Here is a 16605-nt window from a genome sequence, read left to right as displayed (position 1 = left end):
ATCTTTAGCTAAGATACGAATTTTATATCATATTGACAATCAATTTATTGTAAAACTTTAATCGTTTTACGACACTCCCTAATATAATACGTAATTGGTTCAATGGAAAGTCAGTCTTTAAACATACTTCTCTTAAAGAATATATGAAATCTATAAACACACAATATATTATAGCTACAGATGACAACGGATTAAAGATATTTTCTGATGAAAATACTCCCCCATATACACCAGTATTCTTTGAAAAGGGTTTACTTTCTCTTTATACAGGACGTGAAAAATATTATGTTGATTCACTTAAAATTACTACTCCGAATTTCTCTATCCGTTGCGACAACGATAACGAAAATTATATTGTTGCTTTTCTAAAAGATGTTTTAGAACTCCCATATAGAGAACAAAATATTTGGAAAGCCTATAACATTGCTCCTGATGGTCATGAGTTCAGTAAGTATTTTCAAGAAGCAATGATTCAAGGCAATTGGAATTCTTATGCCGAATCAATAGACTTCGTTTTCAGAGATACGTACAAAACATTATTAAGCAAGTGGAAAGAAAAACATAAGATTCCACTCATCAAGCCGTTAAACCATGCTCAACGCGAGATCCCTGATAAAATTAATCTTTTGCAAGATGATGACTATTTTGCACTCAGTCCGTTACTTCAGCAAATAGGGTTAATGTTTTATGATAGTCTAAATAAAGAAGAACTATATAAAAACATACTTAATCCTACAGAAGAAGAAAAAAAAGGCAATCAATTGCATACTTACACCGAGTGTTTGAACATCTTAAGATTGATGATACAGAATTCAATACTTTCTTAAAAAACGAAAGTGTTTTATGTAAACATAACTTTAAGAGTTGTTTTTATTTGGTATAACTATATTACAGGTATATAATTATTGAATAAAAGCAACTCTTATTGTATGATAACTGGAAATTATGCTATCTTTGTAGTTGAATATAAGAGCTTATAATAAACTATGAGTATAGAATCGGCTAATAAAATAGATCTTCTGCTACGAATGGGGACGAAAAACGGCCTTTACTTTTCAGAATGGCTGAAAAAAAACGGATATTCGGATCAGCTGATAAGCAAATATAGGCAATCAGGATGGTTGACTTCATTGGCAAAAGGCGTTGTATATCGAACTGGTGATAAGTTATCCGCGTATGCCGCTGTGTCATGTTATAATAACCAACTGAACAGGCAACTACGTGTGGCAGCCCATTCCGCATTGGAATTGTTTGGGTTCAACCACTATGTCCCGATGGGTAAACCAGTTCTGATGGTGGCATATTCAGGGATAAGTATTCCCAAATGGATGAATGCCGATTATTTTGACAGAACAATAAAACCGTTTGAAACGAATATGTTTACCACAATTCAGACTTCGACTGTTAAAGTGGAAGGAGTAAACCTACTTGTCTCTTCTCCGGAACAGGCTTTCATGGAATGCATGTTGCTTGCCCCCGACCGATATGGCTATATGGATTTATATTATATTATGGAACAGCTGACGTCACTTCGTGCAGATGTTGTTCAGACTCTGCTGGAAACAATAAAAAATCTACGAGTAAAGCGTATGTTCCTTTATATGGCTGAGAAAGCCGGTCACTATTGGTTCGAAATGCTGGACATGGTGAAAATAGACATAGGAACATCCAAATTGCAACTGGTGGAAAACGGTATATATATAAGTAAGTATAAAATAACTGTGCCTAAAGAATTGTTTGATTATGAATGAACTATATAAAAAACAGGTGGCACTATTGATACGTATTATGCCCTCTGTTTATCGTATCAAGGATTTTGCCGTACATGGTGGTACGGCCATAAACCTCTTTCACAAGAATATGCCTCGCTATTCGGTTGACATTGACCTGACATATATTCCTGTGCAAGGAAGGGAGGAAAGTCTCAAAACTATAAAAAGCCATCTTGAAACACTGAAAGGATATATCGAGAAATCCATACCCGGAATCAAGGTTATTCCCAAATATGATGTATGGAAATTGCAGTGTACATTGAATGGTGCAACTGTAAAAATAGAAGTGAATGGTACTAAAAGGGGCATTATAGGAAGTACAGAGGAGAGAATGCTTTGCGAGAGATCCCAACAGGAATTCAGTATGGCATGTAAAGCCCGCACTGTGTCATATTCCCAATTATATGGAGGTAAGATTGCGGCTGCATTAAGTCGTCAGCATCCCAGAGATTTGTTTGACTGTAAATACATGGATTTGTCTTCTTTTGATGATGTCAAAGCCGGTTTTATTCTTTGTTTGCTCGGCAGTGATAAACCGATAATAGAGTCTTTGCAGCCGAACCCGATTGATCAAAGTGAAGCTCTTGAAAAACAGTTCAAAGGAATGTCTGATGTAGAGTTCAACTATTCAGATTATGAAGAAGCGCGGAAAAATCTGATCGCTTTAGTCAATGACGCTTTAACCGATACAGACAGGGAGTTCTTACTATCCTTTGAGGAAGGTACACCTGACTGGAGTAAATGCTGTGCTGGAGATCTGAGCGGATATCCATCCGTAAAATGGAAACTTCAGAATATTGCAAAATTGAAAAAGGAGAATCTGGAGAAACACCGTCTTGGCATAGATAAGTTACGACAATTCTTTGAGAGTACAAAGTAACAATAACTTTTCTGGAGGGAGCGCAGTTTACCGCCTGCCCATTTTATTGTGTTTCTAAAAAATATCCAAAAAATCGGATCCGAAACGGATCCGAAGATATAAAAGATGAGTTCGATCGGAAAAACTACAGGGACAGTCCTGCCAGTTGACTCATATTGACGGAATTAAACGACAGCCCCTAATTAACCGCAGAATTTGCGGCTTATTATCCATATGACAGAATGATTCAACGTAATTTCTGAATTGTTTGAATGGGTTGCTGTTAATGAGAAAGATTGCCTGAAAGTACATCCCTTACATTATTCATATCTTTCAGAATGGAACTGTCGAGTACCCTTGCATAGTGCTGCGTCATCTTGATATTGGAGTGACCGAGCATTTTGGCTACATTCTCAATGCTTACCCCATTGGCCAAACAGACAGATGTGGCGTACGAGTGGCGGGCCGTGTGTGTAGTCAGGTTCTTCTTTATCAGGCATAGGTCGGCAATCTCTTTCAGGTAGCTGTTCATCTTCTGATTGCAGGGGACAGGCAGCAATACTCCTTTCTTTTTGCAGACAGGATAATCTGCATATTTTCTCAGGATTTCCAAAGGGATATCCAGCAGTGGGATATTGCACATGTTCTTTGTTTTCTGACGTGGCTTCCTGATCCACAGGTTTCCGTTGTTGTCTTTTACGATATGCTCAGTGGAAAGCTGTTGCACGTCGATGAAAGCCAAACCGGTAAAGGCTGCAAAAATAAATACATCACGGACTACGGTGATTCGCTCCAGAGTAAACTCCTTGTGATAGATGGTCAGCAGTTTGTCCATGGTAAGAAATTCACGGATGACTTCTTTTTCGTGGAACTTGATACCGATAAACGGATCTTTGGCTATCCATTCATTGGCCAGTGCCAGATTGGTAATCTTCTTCAGACACTTCATATAACGGATGACGGTATTTTGCTGACATTCCTTTTCCGTCTTCAGATAAAATTCGAAGGCACGTACCAGTTCACCGTTGACTTCCGCCAGCGGCAGATCATCCTTTCCGTATTTCTGTCTGATAAGTTCGGCAAGATAGCGCTTGCAGCTTTCATAACGGCGAACGGTAATCAGGGCATAGTCTTTACCGACTAGGGCACGGCATTGGTCATTGTGTTCCTGCATGGTGCCGATGAGAGTGCGTACCGCTTCCGGTTCTTTGTCCTGTCCGAAAAATATTTCCTGTAACAGACGTGCCGTTATAGGCTGGTTCTGTTCTTCCAGTTCACAAAAAATCTGATGTAATTTGATTCTTGCATTTTCGATATAGGCATTCAGGTCACATAATTTACGACTTTTGCCTCTGGCAGATTCTTTTGCCTGACTCCAAAGGGATGGGTCAATACTCTTGCGGATGTTGTTTTCAACTCGCGTACCATCTACAGTGATACGCATACACACGGATGCTTCTCCGTTTTTCAGCAGCTTGGTTTTCTTCAAGAAGAAAAGCACATTGAATGAACTTCTTTTCATTTTCCTACAGTTTTCAGTTTGTACAAAAGTAGGAACCCGAACCCGTTTTCTTGCCATGCAAAATATTGACAATCAGTGAAAAATATCGTAATTCGGTGGAGATTTCTGCTCCACCTTTTATCTCCACCTTTTGCTCCACCTTGAACGGTAATATTTTGCCGTTTTTTGCGTGCTGCGGGAAAACAAAAATCCTGATTTCGTTTGGAAATCAGGATTTTACTGTCTTTTGCTTTTCTTCAAAGTGGTACCACCAGGAATCGAACCGGGGACACAAGGATTTTCAGTCCTTTGCTCTACCAACTGAGCTATGGCACCATCCGTAGAGTTTAAAACTCTCTTGCAACTAATTTCGAAATCTGATCTTTTCGCTGTCATCCGACCTTTTCAGTTCGGGTTACACCGTCTTTTTGCAAAGAGCGATACCCATTTCGGTTTCATTGCGAGTGCAAAGGTAAGCAAATTTCTTAAACTTGCAAAAGTTTCTCCGAAAATTTACAATTTTTCTGCCCTTATACCATCATGCAGCTGCGGCCAAAGCCATTTTGCGCCCCCTGATTGCCCCTTGTTTCCGGGCGGTTCGCAACACTCCGGAGCCATTCGGCCAAGGGGCTGTCCGCATTCCGTGGTCGATTCGGGCTGCAGGGTAAGTCCGGATGGTGCGGGTTCTGGCGTTCCGCAACCGATTTTCCGTTGCCTGGAACCTGAATTGCGGCTATTGGCTTGCGAATGCCGGGGATGGTGCGGCTTGTTGGAGAGCACATGCCGCTTATTCCAATATTTTCTGCAGCATCACCTCGTCGTGGTAGCCGTCGGGCCGCCATAACCAGTCGCGTTTGACCCCGATCGGGGTGAATCCGGCGTTGCGGAACAGGCGCAGGCTCGCTTCGTTGTCGGCCCCGACGTTGCACCACAGCTGGTGCGCGTGCAGTGTATCGTGGGCATAGCGGCAGAGGGTTTCCACGGCATCGGATGCGTAACCGCGTCCCCGATCGTCGGGTTCGTAGATGAGGATGCCGATACCTCCCCGGCGGTGGAGCGGGTCGTATTCGAACAGATCGATCGCTCCGACCGCTTTGGGGTGCAGCAGCGTCTCGATGATCAGCCGCAGCTGCCCGCCGCAGAGCACTCCGGCCGGGTCCTGCATCCGTTCGGCGAAGCGCTCCAGCTGATGGCGCGAGAACGGCTCCGTCGTTCCGCTGACGGGCCAGATGGCGCAGTCGTTCTCCCACGCATACATCAGGTCGACGTCGCCCGGCTCCACGGCCCGCAGGCGGATGGTGCAGCCCTCGATGTTCATTACAATCCGATGATCTTGTTTCGGATAAGCATGGCTACACCCCAGGCATTGGCGTTCTCAGTCATCTTCGACACGCGGAATTTGGTGTCCTTGTAGACCAGGTTGAGCGAATATTTGTTCGTTGCCGATTTGAGCGGTAGCATGATGTAGTCGCCCGCCGCCGCGAGGTTGCCGCCGACGATGACCGTCTCGGGGTTGAACGTGTTGATCAGGAAGGCCACGGCCTTGCCGACCTTTTCGCCCGCCTCCTCGATCAATTCGATCGAGAGGTTGTCGTCGTTCTTCGCCGCCGTGATGATGTCGTCGATGTGGATGGTCTTCTGCTGGTCGTATTTCTCCTTGAGGATGGTATTCACGCCGTTTTGGATCAGATGGCACATCCGCTCCTCGATGGCGATACCCGACACCTCGGTTTCGAGACAGCCCTTTTTGCCGCACGAGCAGATGATCTCGTTGTCGAAGAAGGGAATGTGGCCGAACTCGCCTGCAAAGCCGCTTTTGCCGTAGTAGAGCTGCCCGTCGACCACGATGCCGATGGCCACGCCGCGACCCATGTGGAGGTAGAGCACGTTGCTCTCGTCCTTCGATTTGCCGCAGGTGTATTCGGCATAGCAGCGGGCGCGGGTGTCGTTCTCCAGCAGTACGCGGATGCCGACGCGCTCTTCGAGCATGTCGCGCAGCGACTGCTCGCTCGAGGTGAAGTATTTGTAACTGCGGCCCGTGTCGGGGTTCACGCGTCCCGTCATGCAGACGCCCAGTCCGAGGATCTTGCTCCTGTCGATGCCGCATGTGGCGATGAAGTTCTCGATGCTCGAGCAGATGCGCTCGATGCACTGCGGACGGTCGAGCAGCTCGAACGTGAAGTCGTTCTCCTCCTTGATGATGTTGTTCTGCAGGTCGGTGATCAGAAAGCGCATGTTGTCGCGGCCGACGTTCACACCGGCGAAATAGATCGCCGAGTTGGCCAGGCCGAAGATGTTGGGGCGCCGTCCGCCCGGGGTCTCCACCTTGCCCAGGTCCGTCACGATGTTCTCGTCGACCAGTTCCTGCACCAGTTTGGTGATTGTGGGGACACTGATATGAAGCTCTTTGGTGAGCTCCGAAAGCGTGCATTCTCCGTTGACAGCCATGTGCGCGATGATGTTGCGCTTGATGATGCTGTTTTTGTGCGTAATGCCCTTCAGGGCGTCGTCTTCGTGCTTGTTGAAAAATTCAGTGAGTGATGTCATCCTTTCAGGCTCATTTTTAACTAACTCTGCAAATATATATACTATCTTTAATAAATGCAATAAGTTTTTAATAAAATTTAATAAATTTTCCTCCCGGGCGAAGGGTAAAAAATTAACGCCTTGATTTACAAGGCGTTAATTTTTTAAGTAAATCGGCTTGTTTTACAGCGTCGATTTCGATTCCACGGTTGCTCCGGCCTCCACCTTGCGGATGAGTCCCTGCAGCACGCTGCCGGGGCCGAGTTCGGTGAATTCCGTCACGCCGTCGGCCAGCATGTTGCGCACGATGTAGGTCCAGCGCACGGGGGCCGTCAGCTGGGCGATGAGGTTGGCCTTGATGGCGGCGGGATCGGTATAGGGCTTGGCGTCGACGTTCTGGTAGACGGGGCAGACGGGCGTCTGGAACGGAGCTTCGGCGATGGCTTTCTCGAGTTCCTGCTTGGCGGGCTCCATCAGGGGCGAGTGGAACGCTCCGCCCACGGGCAGACGCAGTGCACGGCGGGCTCCGGCGGCCTTGGCTTTCTCACAGGCGGCATCTACGGCCTCCACGGCTCCCGAGATCACCAGCTGCCCCGGGCAGTTGTAGTTGGCGGCGACGACCACGCCGTCGATCGATGCGCAGATCTCCTCCACGACCTTGTCCTCCAGGCCGAGGATGGCGGCCATCGTTCCGGGCTGGGCCTCGCAGGCGGCCTGCATGGCCAGGGCACGCTTCGAAACGAGCTTCAGGCCGTCCTCGAACGAGAGAGCTCCGGCAACCACGAGGGCCGAGAATTCGCCCAGGGAGTGCCCGGCGGCTGCATCGGGCTTCACGCCCAGCGCCTTGGCCATGATGACCGAGTGGAGGAATACGGCGGGCTGGGTGACGCGGGTCTGCTTCAGCTCTTCGTCCGTACCGGCGAACATGATGTCGGTGATGCGGAATCCGAGGATCTCGTTGGCTTTTTCGAAGAGTTCCTTTGCGGCCGGAACGTTGTCGTAGAGGTCCTTGCCCATTCCGACGGCCTGGGCACCCTGGCCCGGGAATACGTATGCGTGCTTCATAATTTTGCGAATTTTATGTTTGCGGGGGCAAAGATACGAATTTATTTCCTAAATTTGCACCGCAATGGTTCACAAAGGGTCTGGCGAGGCCCTGTGTGATTAAATGGGAATGCCGTGAAAATCGGCAGCAGTTCCCGCTGCTGTAAGTTCCGAGAGATGCCGCAACATGCTTGAGCCACTGGTCCGTGAGGGCCGGGAAGGCGTTGCGGCAGGGACGAGCCAGAAGACCTGCCTTGCAGCTTCCCGACGAGGAAGAGTCTTTTTTTCGGGGTGTCTCCGCGGTGAACGGAGCATCGCAGGTCTTGGTATTTCGTGGCTGAAATACGGGTATGGGCGTGAAAAAGGTTCGATTCCGGGAGGTTTCCGGGGGCGGATTTTTTTGTTTTACGAACATACTTAAATCAAACGAAAGATGAAAAAACTTTTGCTTTTTGTGCTTGCGGCCTTCGCTTTGGCCGCCTGCTCGGATGAGGACGGCGATTCCCGCGTCCCTGCGACAGCCGTTGTGCTCGATTGTACGGAAAAAGATCTGACCGTGGGCGAAACCCTGCAGCTCACCGCAACGCCGACTCCGGCGAATACGACCGACAAGGTGGTTTGGTCTTCGGATGCGAAGGAGTTTGCGACGGTCTCCGAATCGGGCCTTGTGACGGGGGTGGCAGTCGGAGTCGCCAAAATTTCGGCTACATACGGTTCTATATCGGCAACCTGTACCGTGCATGTGGGAGCCGCTGCCCCGGAATTTGAGGTGATCTCGTTCGAAACGGAAGAAGGGATGCTCGACATGGCAGAAATGCCGGTTGAACTGCGCGATGTTACGATTGTCGGGGATTTTGCTGGCGGTGACTTTAGCAACGTGTTGTGTGGTAAGGAATACATGATAGAAGAGGATTTCAACGGAGCTTTTTTCGACGGTCTGCTCTTTACGACGGCCGATAAGAAGATCGGGTTCGGGTCCTATTTCTCCGATTACAAATTTAATGGAAACTACGATACTTGGGGTGGATTCGTTCTTTCGCAGAACTTCAGCATGAAGAGCAGCGACGGCGGTTCCCCCGATTACAAAAAAGACGGATTCTCGGCCTGGACGACGACGGGAGCCAATGAGAGTGCTACGTTTGCGATTGCCTACGACAATGGATATGGAGTTTACAATTACCATACGCCGAAGATTAAATTTACCGAGCCGCGTAAAGTAGCCTATTTGTATTTGGCCAATGCGACTGTGGCTGCGCAATATACCAGCTCTGTTAAGGATTACTGGTTCAAAGTCGTTGTGACGGGCTATCGCAAAGATGCCGAGGGTGGTAGTGTGGAACAGATGCTCATCGAGGGTGAAAACATTACCGCAGACTGGGTGAAAGTCGATTGTTCGTCGCTGGGCGAGGTGGATGAACTGCGTTTTAAGGTTCATTCGAACGATATGAGCGGCATTTATCTGAATTGCCCCTCTTATTTCTGTATCGACGATATTGCCCTGATTCCCGAGAAATAATTTAGAGATTAGTTTCGGAGAGAGACCCGCAGAACTTCGTTGTTTTGCGGGTCTTTCGTATCCGGGAGGGCGGGGCGTGTCGGAGATCCGGAACGGGAGGCCGTGTTGGAGATCCGGGACGGGAGGCCGTGTCGGGGGAGCCGGGATGGGGGACCGGGGCAAAGTCCGCCTGTAGGCGGTTTATTCGTCCCGGAATTCCATGCGGCAGGGTAGTACCACCGATTCGGGAGCCGGGCGGGAGGAGCCGGGCGATTGGCTTTCGCGGATTTGCCGCAGCAGGATGCGCACGGCATGGGCGCTGATCTCCTCGACGGGGAAGCGGGCGACGCTCATCCGGGGGGCGGCCAGCCGGAAAAGAGGCTCTTCGTGCATGCAGGCGAGGCCCGGGCGCCCGTTGCTGATGTCGATGCCCCGGTCGTGGAAATAGCGCAGGGCTTCGGTGGCGAGGATGTGTGTGGTGAAGAAGAATCCGTCGGTGTCGGGAACCGTGGCGAAGATGCGGTCGAGTGTCTCGCAGACGTGCTGCCGGTAGCCGGCATAGGCCACTTCTCCATAGAGGCGGGGATCGGCCGAAAGTCCCGCTTCGGCCAGTGCCCGGAGATAGCCCCTGTGCCGCAGTTCCATTGTCGGGAGGTGGGGGAAGGTCGTGATGATGGCTATTTTGCGCGATCCCCGGGCGGCAAGGTGGCGGACCAGCGAATGGCTGTCCGCCTCGTTGTCGATCGCCACACAGTCGACGTCTGTTTTTGCCAGACTGCGGTCGAAGAGCACGACCGGGCAGCCGCTCTCCGCAAGGCGGTTGATCTCGCACCCCGCGGTATCGGCCGGGGCGATGAGGATGCCGTCGACCTTTTTCGACCGGAACAGCCGTATCAGGGCATTTTCCCGCTCGGTTTCGGAGTTCGAACTGGCGATCATCAGCGAGTAGCCTTCCTGCTCGGCTTCCGCCTCGATCCGGTCGGCGATGTGGGCGAAGAAGGTGTCCGAAATCGAGGGGAGGATCAGCCCGATGGTTTTCGATACGCCCGTGTTGAGGCTTCGGGCCAGCAGGTTCGGTTCGTATGCCATAGATCGGGCGCAGGCAAGCACCCGGCTTTGTGTCTCCGCGCTGATTCCTTTTTTGTCGCCCTGACCCGAGAGGACCCATGAAACGGTCGTCTTCGAGAGGTTGAGCCGGTTGGCGATGTCTTTGAGTGATGCTCCCATGATTTCTCCGTATAAGCAATACTTTACAAAGATAAAATTTTTCCGGCATTCGGCAAATAATCCGGGTGTAAAATGACATCGGAGTTCTCAGCCGGGGGCAGCAGCAAAAGACTCCCGCAGGGCAGGCCCTGCGGGAGTCTTCGTGTCGGGAGTGCGACCCTATTTCGAGATCAGGTTTTCGCGCTCGATGTCCTTGAAATAGCGGTAGGTGGCTACACGCAGTTCCTCGGCGGCCGGGTCGTCGCAGACCAGGATGCCGTTGGGGTGCACCTGAAGTGCCGAGATGGTCCACTGGTGGTTGTAGGAACCTTCGACGCCGTGGCGCACTGCGCGGGCTTTCTTGTGGCCCGTGGCGAGGATCAGCACCTTCTTGGCCGACAGCACCGTGCCCACGCCGACCGTCAGTGCGGTTTTCGGCACGAGCGAGATGTCGCCGCCGAAGAACCGGGCGTTGACCTGGATCGTGTCCTGGGTCAGGGTCTTGAGCCGCGTGCGGGAGTTGAGCGACGAGAACGGTTCGTTGAAGGCGATGTGTCCGTCTTCGCCCACGCCGCCCATGAAGAGGTCAATGCCCCCGGCCTCGACGATGCGCGCCTCATAGTCGGCGCACTCCTTGGCCAGGTCCTCGGCATTGCCGTCGAGAATGTTGACGTTCTCCGGCTTGATGTCGATGTGCTTGAAGAAATTGTTCCACATGAACGAGTGGTAGCTTTCGGGATGCTCCTCGGGCAGACCCACATATTCGTCCATGTTGAACGTGATGACGTTCTTGAACGATACTTCGCCCGTCTTGTGGCGGCGGATCAATTCCTTGTAGGTCTCCAGCGGGGTCGAGCCGGTCGGCAGGCCCAGCACGAAGGGCGACGAGGTGTACTGCTCCTTGTTCTTGATTTGGGCGATGATGTAATTGGCGGCCCACTGGGCTACCTGCTGGGGGGTATTCTCAATGATTAAACGCATGGGATAGTGTGTTTTGTTTTTTATGTTTGGGGCGTTGCGCAGATGCCGCTAAAACATCTTCACAAATACCTCGATAGCCTGATATTCGGCCATGCCGAGCTGGTCGTAGAGCTTCGCGGTGTTCTGCGTGCGCTCCTCGGCCCGCTGCCAGAACTCGCGGGGATCGCTGCCCGGGAAGGGCATGATGTCCTTCTGCGAGAGGTGGCGGTAGATGGCGTGGCGTTTCATGATCAACTCGTCGGGCGACAGGGGCACGGCCATGTCCACCATGCCCAGATCCCACTCCATCCAGGCGCCGCGGTAGAGCCACAGGTGGCACTCCTTCATCCACTCGTCGTCCTTCACGACTTCGAGGGCGCCGAGCACGGCCTCCATGCAGGTGCGGTGCGTGCCGTGGGGATCGGCCAGGTCGCCGGCGGCGTAGATCTGATGGGGCTTGATCTCGCGCAGCAGCTTGACGATGATTTCGATGTCCTTCTCCGAGAGCAGGCCCTTCTTGATGCCGCCCGTTTCGTAGAACGGCAGGTTGAGGAAGTGGGCGTTGGTGTCGGGATTCAGCCCGAACGAGCGCACGGCGGCACGCGCCTCGGCACGGCGGATGGAGCCTTTCAGATTGAGCAGCGGACGCGGCTCTGGTTCGCCTTTCTTCTTGCCGGCGATGACCTTCTCGACTTCGGCATAATGGTCGCCATAGCCCAGCTCGCGGGCCGTGTCGATGTTTTGCAGTACCACGTCGTCGTGCACGGCCACGTTGCCCGAGGTTTCGTAAGCCACATGCACGTCGTGTCCCTGCTGCACGAGGCGGATGAACGTGCCACCCATCGAGATCACGTCGTCGTCGGGATGCGGCGAGAAGATGATCACCCGTTTGGGGAAGGGCGACGACGCTACGGGACGCGTCGAGTCGTCGGCGTCGGGTTTGCCGCCCGGCCAGCCCGTGATGGTGTGCTGGAGGTCGTTGAAGACGTCGATGTTGATCTGGTCGTAGGCGCGGCCCTGTTCGAGCAGTTCGCCCAGCGAGTTTTCGATATAATCCTTATAGGTGAGCTTCAGGATGGGTTTCTGCACCACGCCGCAGAGCCATACCACGGCCTTGCGGACGAACTTGGGCGTCCATTCGCAGGGACCCACCATCCACGGCGTCTGCTCGCGGGTGAGCAGCTGCGCGGCATTCTCGTCGATCACCACCTCGATATTCTGGTGTGCCTGCAGGTAGGAGGCGGGAACCTGATCGGTAATCTGCCCCTCGACGACCCGCTGCACGATGCGGGCCTTCTCCTCGCCCCAGGCCATCAGGATGATGCGGTCGGCGCGCATGATCGTGTCGATGCCCATCGTGATGGCCATCTTGGGCGTGTTCTCCAGACCGAAGAAGGCGCCCGACTGGATTTTGCGGGTGTTGTAGGTCAGCTGCACCAGCCGCGTGCGCGAACGGGAGTAGGAGCCCGGCTCGTTGAAGCCGATCTGGCCGTCCTCGCCGACGCCGATGATCATCAGGTCGATGTGGCTCACGGCGTGGTCGTACGAAACGCAGTACTCCGAGATGCGCTCTTCGGGAACCATGCCGTCGGGGATGTGCACATTCTCGGGCAGGATGTCGATGTGGTTGAGAAACTCTTCGTGGATGCGGTAGTTGCGGCTCTGCTGTTCGGTCGACCGGATCGGGAAGAATTCGTCGAGGCTGTAGACGGCGACGTTCCGGAAGCTGATCTGTCCCTGCTCGTGGCGTTTGACCAGTTCCCGGTAGAGACCCAGCGGCGTGCGGCCCGTCGTGAGGCCCAGCACGAAGGGCTGCGCCTCCTCGTAAACCTCGTTCGAACAGTGGATTTCGTTGTACGTGCGGATCGCCTTGACGATGTTGTCGGCGACATACCGTACACCTTCGTACTCGTTTTCGTAGACCTTGGTGCGGATCTTCTCGTAACGATGGATGATGTCACGCGGAGCCGATTCGGAGATCAGACCGCCATCTTTGGGAAGTGAATACTTGTTGTTCATTGTTTGATGGTATTTAGTATTTTTCGCTGTTTTAACCTTGTTGTCGGTCGATGTCGTGGCGTTTGCAACTCCTCGGGAGGAGCTTGTCGCGGCCGGCCTGTTTGTCCGTCGTAATTACCGGTCCATGCGGCCGGTCTACTGTTCGAAGGTCACCTCTCCGAAAAACTCGGGGCGGTGGAAATCGGGCCTCTCCGCGCGGATCGGCTGCCACGAGAGGAAGTGGGGGTGCGAGAGCTTGTCGCCGCATTTGTAGAGATTCATGCGGGCTTCAAGGCCGCTCCAGTCGGTCAACGCATGCCGGAAAAGCGCCTGCGGGGGGATGGCCAGCGTGAGCGACCAGCGGTTGTCGCCCTCGCGCTCGGCAAAAGGCTCGCCGGGGAGCGTCGTGTAGCGTTTCACGCCCGCCAGAGTTTCGGGCGAGGCGTGTTCGGCCTCGGTCCGGGATTTGTGGGCCCCGAGGAGCATCCGTCCGATGCAGGTGGTTTCGAAGTTGTAGTACATCCCTTCGTCGAGCGCGATGAAGAACTCGGCGCACGAGTCGGTCCACACCTGTCCGTTGTCCTCCGTGACCAGTGCTGCCGTGTAGCGTTCGGCAACGTCGAAGCGCAGCATCAGCCAGTCGCCCGTATGGAACATCCGGAAGCCAACTTCCGGGGTATAGGGAAATTCCGCGGGCCAGTTGCAGCAAGCCACCGCCTGGGACTCGATTCCGGCGAATGCCTTGTCCACGGCGGCCCGGTCGTCAGGCGCGATATCTGCTATCTTGCGAATCTTCATTGTTTATTTGTATTTGGCGACGGTCTCCCGTACGGTTTCACACATCTTGTCGTATTGTTCTTCCATGCTCTGCAGCAGTTTGTACTGGGCGTGGGTGCGCACGAGGTTGTGCTCGGGGTATTTCGTTTTGTAATAGGTGTCCCCGTCGATGTAGTCCATCAGAAAGCGCAGCACCTGCTCGAAGGTGATGTAGCGGGCCGAGAATGCCAGGTGGTCGAGTTCGGCCCGGGTGAGCTCTCCGGCCCGCTGCGACAGGTAGCCTTCGGTATAAGCGCGGAACATTTCCAGGGACATGCTCACGCGCGAAAGGTCGCGGTCATCCTCATCGCCCGTGTTGGTGTAGGAGCGGATGGCGTCGCCGAAGTCGTTGAGCGACGTGGAGTTCATCACCGTGTCGAGGTCGATGGCGCACAGCACCTCGCCCTGCTTGTCGAAGAGTATGTTGTTGATTTTTGTGTCGTTGTGGGTTACGCGCGTGGGGATCGTGCCGTCCTCGACCTTCGACCAGAAGGCGAGCATCTCGTCGCGGCGCGATTCGATCCAGCCGATCTCCTCCGCAAGGTCTTTCACACGGCCTGCGGCGTCGCCTCGCAGTGCTTCGTCCCACTGAGCGAAGCGGTGGCGGATGTTGTGGAATCCCTTGATCGTCTCGGCCAGCGGCTCGGTGAAGTCGGCCAGCTGGGACTGAAACTTGCCGATGCCCTCGCCGCCCTTGCGGGCCAGTTCCGGGGAGTCGGCCTTGTTGTAGGCGATCGTGTCGCTGATGAAAACCGAAACGGTCCAATATTCGCCCTGCGGGTCCACGTGATAGAGTTTCCCGTCGCGGGTCGCAACGATGCTCATCGCCTCGCGTTCGGGATCGCCTCCGGCGGCTGCAACGCGGCGGCGGATGTGGTCCGTCACTTTGCGGATGTTCTCCATCATGGCCGGAATGTCGGGAAAGATGTTCTTGTTTTTGCGCTGGAGGATGTAGTCCGGAGCGTCTCCCGCCGTGCGGACGATGAACGTATCGTTGATGAATCCCTCGCCCAGCGAGTCGATTGCCGTGATAGCGCCCTCCAACGCGAATTGCGACGCTATTTCCTGTAATTCAGCCTTCATGTGATGATGTTGTTCCGGTTGTTGGTTGTCAAAGGTTAAGTTCCACCTCCAAAGTTACTGGAAAAAACGCAGAAATGCAACCGGATATTGCGAAAAAGCCCGTCTTTCTTGCAGAAGGACGGGCTTGCTGTGATCTTCGGACGGGTTATTCGAGCGGGTCGATCACCGTGAATGTCACCTCATAGAGGGTGGGTGTGGACTGCCCTTGGTAGTTGCCGTTGGCGACAACGAACGTCGCCGTGTAGCTCCCCGGTTTCGGATCGAGATGGCTAACAATCGGATGGGCGACAGCGTGGAGGCTTGGTTTACCGTGCTGAAAAAAGTTCCGGTCTGCCCTCACGGCAGACCGGAACTTTTTCATTGGGATTGGAGGATGTCTCAGCCTATCCAGCTGGTCAGCAGCTTCATGCCGCCGTCGGGCGTGAAGGTAAGCGAACGGACCGAAGCCGGAATCAGGACCGTTTCGCCCTGATGCACCGGAACCGATGCTCCGCTGTCGTCGGTGAGCGTGCCGCGGCCCTCGATGCAGATCGCCACGACGAACGAGTCGAGCGTCGAGAGATCGAGCGTCTCGGGGCGCGTCAGATCGTAGAGCGACGTGGTGAAATAGGGGCACGACACCAGCTCTACGCGCGTGTCCTGTGCCGCCTCGTAATGCGTCCGGTAGTCGGGCAGCACGGTGTAGTCGATGGCTCCCTTGGCCTGCTCGGTGTGCAGTTCGCGGGTGTTGCCGTTGGCATCGCGGCGGTTAAAATCGTAGATGCGGTAGGTGATGTTCGAGGTCTGCTGAATCTCGGCGATGAACGACCCCGCACCGATCGAGTGCACACGTCCCGCGGGCAGGAAGAACACGTCGCCCGGTGCGACCTTGTAGTCGGCCAGGATGTCCGTAATGGTGTTGTCTCCGACGCTGGCCTCATACTCGGCCGGTGTCACCTGCTTCGAGAAGCCCGAATGCAGGTGTGCATCCTTGTCCGCCGACACTACGTACCACATTTCGGTCTTGCCCTTGGATTTGTGGCGTTCCCACGCCAGGTCATCGTTCGGGTGCACCTGGATCGAGAGGTCCTGCCGGGCGTCGATGAACTTGATCAACAGCGGGAACTCCTCGCCGAAGCGTTCGAGGTTGGCCTTGCCCAGCAGCGCTGCGCCGTGGCGGGAGATCAGTTCGGGGAGTGTCGTTCCGGCTTCGGGACCTTCGGCGACGACGGACTCGTTGTCCTTGACGCCCGACAACTCCCAGCTTTCGCCGATGTTGTGTTGTTCGGTGGCGATTCCCTTGTAAGGGGCGATCTTCTCGCCGCCCCAGATCAGGGATTTCAGAATCGGTTGAAATTTATACATG

The 16605-nt window shown here is 53.4% G+C and carries 15 protein-coding genes, 1 tRNA gene and 1 riboswitch; of the genes, 4 read left to right on the top strand and 12 right to left on the bottom strand.

The window, feature by feature from the left end:
* The first annotated feature begins 143 nt into the window (after window positions 1–143).
* From QZ460_RS05385 to QZ460_RS05375, 3 genes are all read left to right on the top strand, one after another.
* Window positions 144–827, top strand: coding sequence for a hypothetical protein (locus QZ460_RS05385; RefSeq protein WP_290540558.1), 684 nt, complete (start codon window positions 144–146; stop codon window positions 825–827).
* 159 nt (window positions 828–986) lie between these two features.
* Window positions 987–1751: a type IV toxin-antitoxin system AbiEi family antitoxin gene (locus QZ460_RS05380; protein WP_204478667.1), complete on the top strand. Its 765-nt coding sequence runs from the start codon at window positions 987–989 to the stop codon at window positions 1749–1751.
* Entirely contained in the window at window positions 1744–2652 is a 909-nt protein-coding gene (locus QZ460_RS05375; protein ID WP_290540557.1) for a nucleotidyl transferase AbiEii/AbiGii toxin family protein, read from the top strand. Before QZ460_RS05380 ends, QZ460_RS05375 begins: the two co-directional genes overlap by 8 nt.
* Before the next feature lie 262 nt (window positions 2653–2914).
* On the opposite strand, the gene QZ460_RS05370 is transcribed toward QZ460_RS05375, so the two are convergent.
* From QZ460_RS05370 to fabD, 5 genes are all read right to left on the bottom strand, one after another.
* Window positions 2915–4153: a site-specific integrase gene (locus QZ460_RS05370; protein ID WP_290540556.1), complete on the bottom strand. Its 1239-nt coding sequence runs from the start codon at window positions 4151–4153 to the stop codon at window positions 2915–2917.
* Window positions 4154–4395: 242 nt separating this feature from the next.
* A tRNA-Phe gene (locus tag QZ460_RS05365) sits at window positions 4396–4468 on the bottom strand.
* A gap of 451 nt (window positions 4469–4919) precedes the next feature.
* Window positions 4920–5450, bottom strand: a complete 531-nt coding sequence (locus QZ460_RS05360) for a GNAT family protein (protein WP_290540555.1) — start codon at window positions 5448–5450, stop codon at window positions 4920–4922.
* Window positions 5450–6679 (bottom strand): ROK family transcriptional regulator, encoded by a 1230-nt coding sequence (locus QZ460_RS05355; protein ID WP_290540554.1) that lies wholly within the window; start codon window positions 6677–6679, stop codon window positions 5450–5452. Before QZ460_RS05355 ends, QZ460_RS05360 begins: the two co-directional genes overlap by 1 nt.
* A 162-nt stretch (window positions 6680–6841) precedes the next feature.
* Entirely contained in the window at window positions 6842–7723 is an 882-nt protein-coding gene (gene fabD / locus QZ460_RS05350) for an ACP S-malonyltransferase (protein ID WP_290540553.1), read from the bottom strand.
* A gap of 48 nt (window positions 7724–7771) precedes the next feature.
* Window positions 7772–7974, top strand: a riboswitch (cobalamin riboswitch).
* Between the two features lie 161 nt (window positions 7975–8135).
* Here fabD and QZ460_RS05345 point away from each other — a divergent pair.
* Window positions 8136–9218, top strand: coding sequence for a DUF4465 domain-containing protein (locus QZ460_RS05345; RefSeq protein WP_290540552.1), 1083 nt, complete (start codon window positions 8136–8138; stop codon window positions 9216–9218).
* Window positions 9219–9398: 180 nt separating this feature from the next.
* On the opposite strand, the gene QZ460_RS05340 is transcribed toward QZ460_RS05345, so the two are convergent.
* The 7 genes from QZ460_RS05340 to QZ460_RS05310 all read right to left on the bottom strand — a co-directional run bounded on the left by QZ460_RS05340 (window position 9399) and on the right by QZ460_RS05310 (window position 16604).
* The gene (locus QZ460_RS05340) at window positions 9399–10424 is read right to left on the bottom strand and encodes a LacI family DNA-binding transcriptional regulator (RefSeq protein WP_290540551.1); all 1026 of its coding nucleotides are present in this window, start codon (window positions 10422–10424) and stop codon (window positions 9399–9401) included.
* A 159-nt stretch (window positions 10425–10583) separates the two neighbouring features.
* A complete protein-coding gene (nagB, locus tag QZ460_RS05335; protein WP_290540550.1) occupies window positions 10584–11384 on the bottom strand; it encodes a glucosamine-6-phosphate deaminase in 801 nt (266 codons plus the stop codon).
* A 48-nt stretch (window positions 11385–11432) separates the two neighbouring features.
* Window positions 11433–13382: a 6-phosphogluconolactonase gene (locus tag QZ460_RS05330; protein WP_290540549.1), complete on the bottom strand. Its 1950-nt coding sequence runs from the start codon at window positions 13380–13382 to the stop codon at window positions 11433–11435.
* A gap of 135 nt (window positions 13383–13517) precedes the next feature.
* Complete coding sequence (locus QZ460_RS05325; RefSeq protein ID WP_290540548.1) at window positions 13518–14159, bottom strand: carbohydrate-binding family 9-like protein; 642 nt, start codon at window positions 14157–14159, stop codon at window positions 13518–13520.
* 3 nt (window positions 14160–14162) lie between these two features.
* Window positions 14163–15260, bottom strand: coding sequence for an aminoglycoside phosphotransferase family protein (locus tag QZ460_RS05320; protein ID WP_290540547.1), 1098 nt, complete (start codon window positions 15258–15260; stop codon window positions 14163–14165).
* 145 nt (window positions 15261–15405) lie between these two features.
* Complete coding sequence (locus QZ460_RS05315; RefSeq protein ID WP_290540546.1) at window positions 15406–15621, bottom strand: hypothetical protein; 216 nt, start codon at window positions 15619–15621, stop codon at window positions 15406–15408.
* Window positions 15622–15638: 17 nt separating this feature from the next.
* Window positions 15639–16604, bottom strand: a complete 966-nt coding sequence (locus QZ460_RS05310) for a type I phosphomannose isomerase catalytic subunit (protein WP_290540545.1) — start codon at window positions 16602–16604, stop codon at window positions 15639–15641.
* Between the last annotated feature and the right edge of the window lies 1 nt (window position 16605).

It is taken from the genome of Alistipes sp. (assembly GCF_020026455.1).
In the GTDB taxonomy this organism is placed as follows: Bacteria; Bacteroidota; Bacteroidia; order Bacteroidales; family Rikenellaceae; genus Alistipes.
The sequence above is the reverse complement of the archived record's forward strand: the minus strand, read 5'-3'. Positions and strand labels throughout refer to the sequence as shown.

Bases quoted from the DNA above. Each gene is read 5' to 3' on its own strand.
- QZ460_RS05385 (WP_290540558.1), top strand. From the start codon at position 144: ATGAAATCTATAAACACACAATATATTATAGCTACAGATGACAACGGA.
- QZ460_RS05380 (WP_204478667.1), top strand. From the start codon at position 987: ATGAGTATAGAATCGGCTAATAAAATAGATCTTCTGCTACGAATGGGG.
- QZ460_RS05375 (WP_290540557.1), top strand. From the start codon at position 1,744: ATGAATGAACTATATAAAAAACAGGTGGCACTATTGATACGTATTATG.
- QZ460_RS05370 (WP_290540556.1), bottom strand. From the start codon at position 4,153: ATGAAAAGAAGTTCATTCAATGTGCTTTTCTTCTTGAAGAAAACCAAG.
- QZ460_RS05360 (WP_290540555.1), bottom strand. From the start codon at position 5,450: ATGAACATCGAGGGCTGCACCATCCGCCTGCGGGCCGTGGAGCCGGGC.
- QZ460_RS05355 (WP_290540554.1), bottom strand. From the start codon at position 6,679: ATGACATCACTCACTGAATTTTTCAACAAGCACGAAGACGACGCCCTG.
- fabD (WP_290540553.1), bottom strand. From the start codon at position 7,723: ATGAAGCACGCATACGTATTCCCGGGCCAGGGTGCCCAGGCCGTCGGA.
- QZ460_RS05345 (WP_290540552.1), top strand. From the start codon at position 8,136: ATGAAAAAACTTTTGCTTTTTGTGCTTGCGGCCTTCGCTTTGGCCGCC.
- QZ460_RS05340 (WP_290540551.1), bottom strand. From the start codon at position 10,424: ATGGGAGCATCACTCAAAGACATCGCCAACCGGCTCAACCTCTCGAAG.
- nagB (WP_290540550.1), bottom strand. From the start codon at position 11,384: ATGCGTTTAATCATTGAGAATACCCCCCAGCAGGTAGCCCAGTGGGCC.
- QZ460_RS05330 (WP_290540549.1), bottom strand. From the start codon at position 13,382: ATGAACAACAAGTATTCACTTCCCAAAGATGGCGGTCTGATCTCCGAA.
- QZ460_RS05325 (WP_290540548.1), bottom strand. From the start codon at position 14,159: ATGAAGATTCGCAAGATAGCAGATATCGCGCCTGACGACCGGGCCGCC.
- QZ460_RS05320 (WP_290540547.1), bottom strand. From the start codon at position 15,260: ATGAAGGCTGAATTACAGGAAATAGCGTCGCAATTCGCGTTGGAGGGC.
- QZ460_RS05315 (WP_290540546.1), bottom strand. From the start codon at position 15,621: ATGAAAAAGTTCCGGTCTGCCGTGAGGGCAGACCGGAACTTTTTTCAG.
- QZ460_RS05310 (WP_290540545.1), bottom strand. From the start codon at position 16,604: ATGTATAAATTTCAACCGATTCTGAAATCCCTGATCTGGGGCGGCGAG.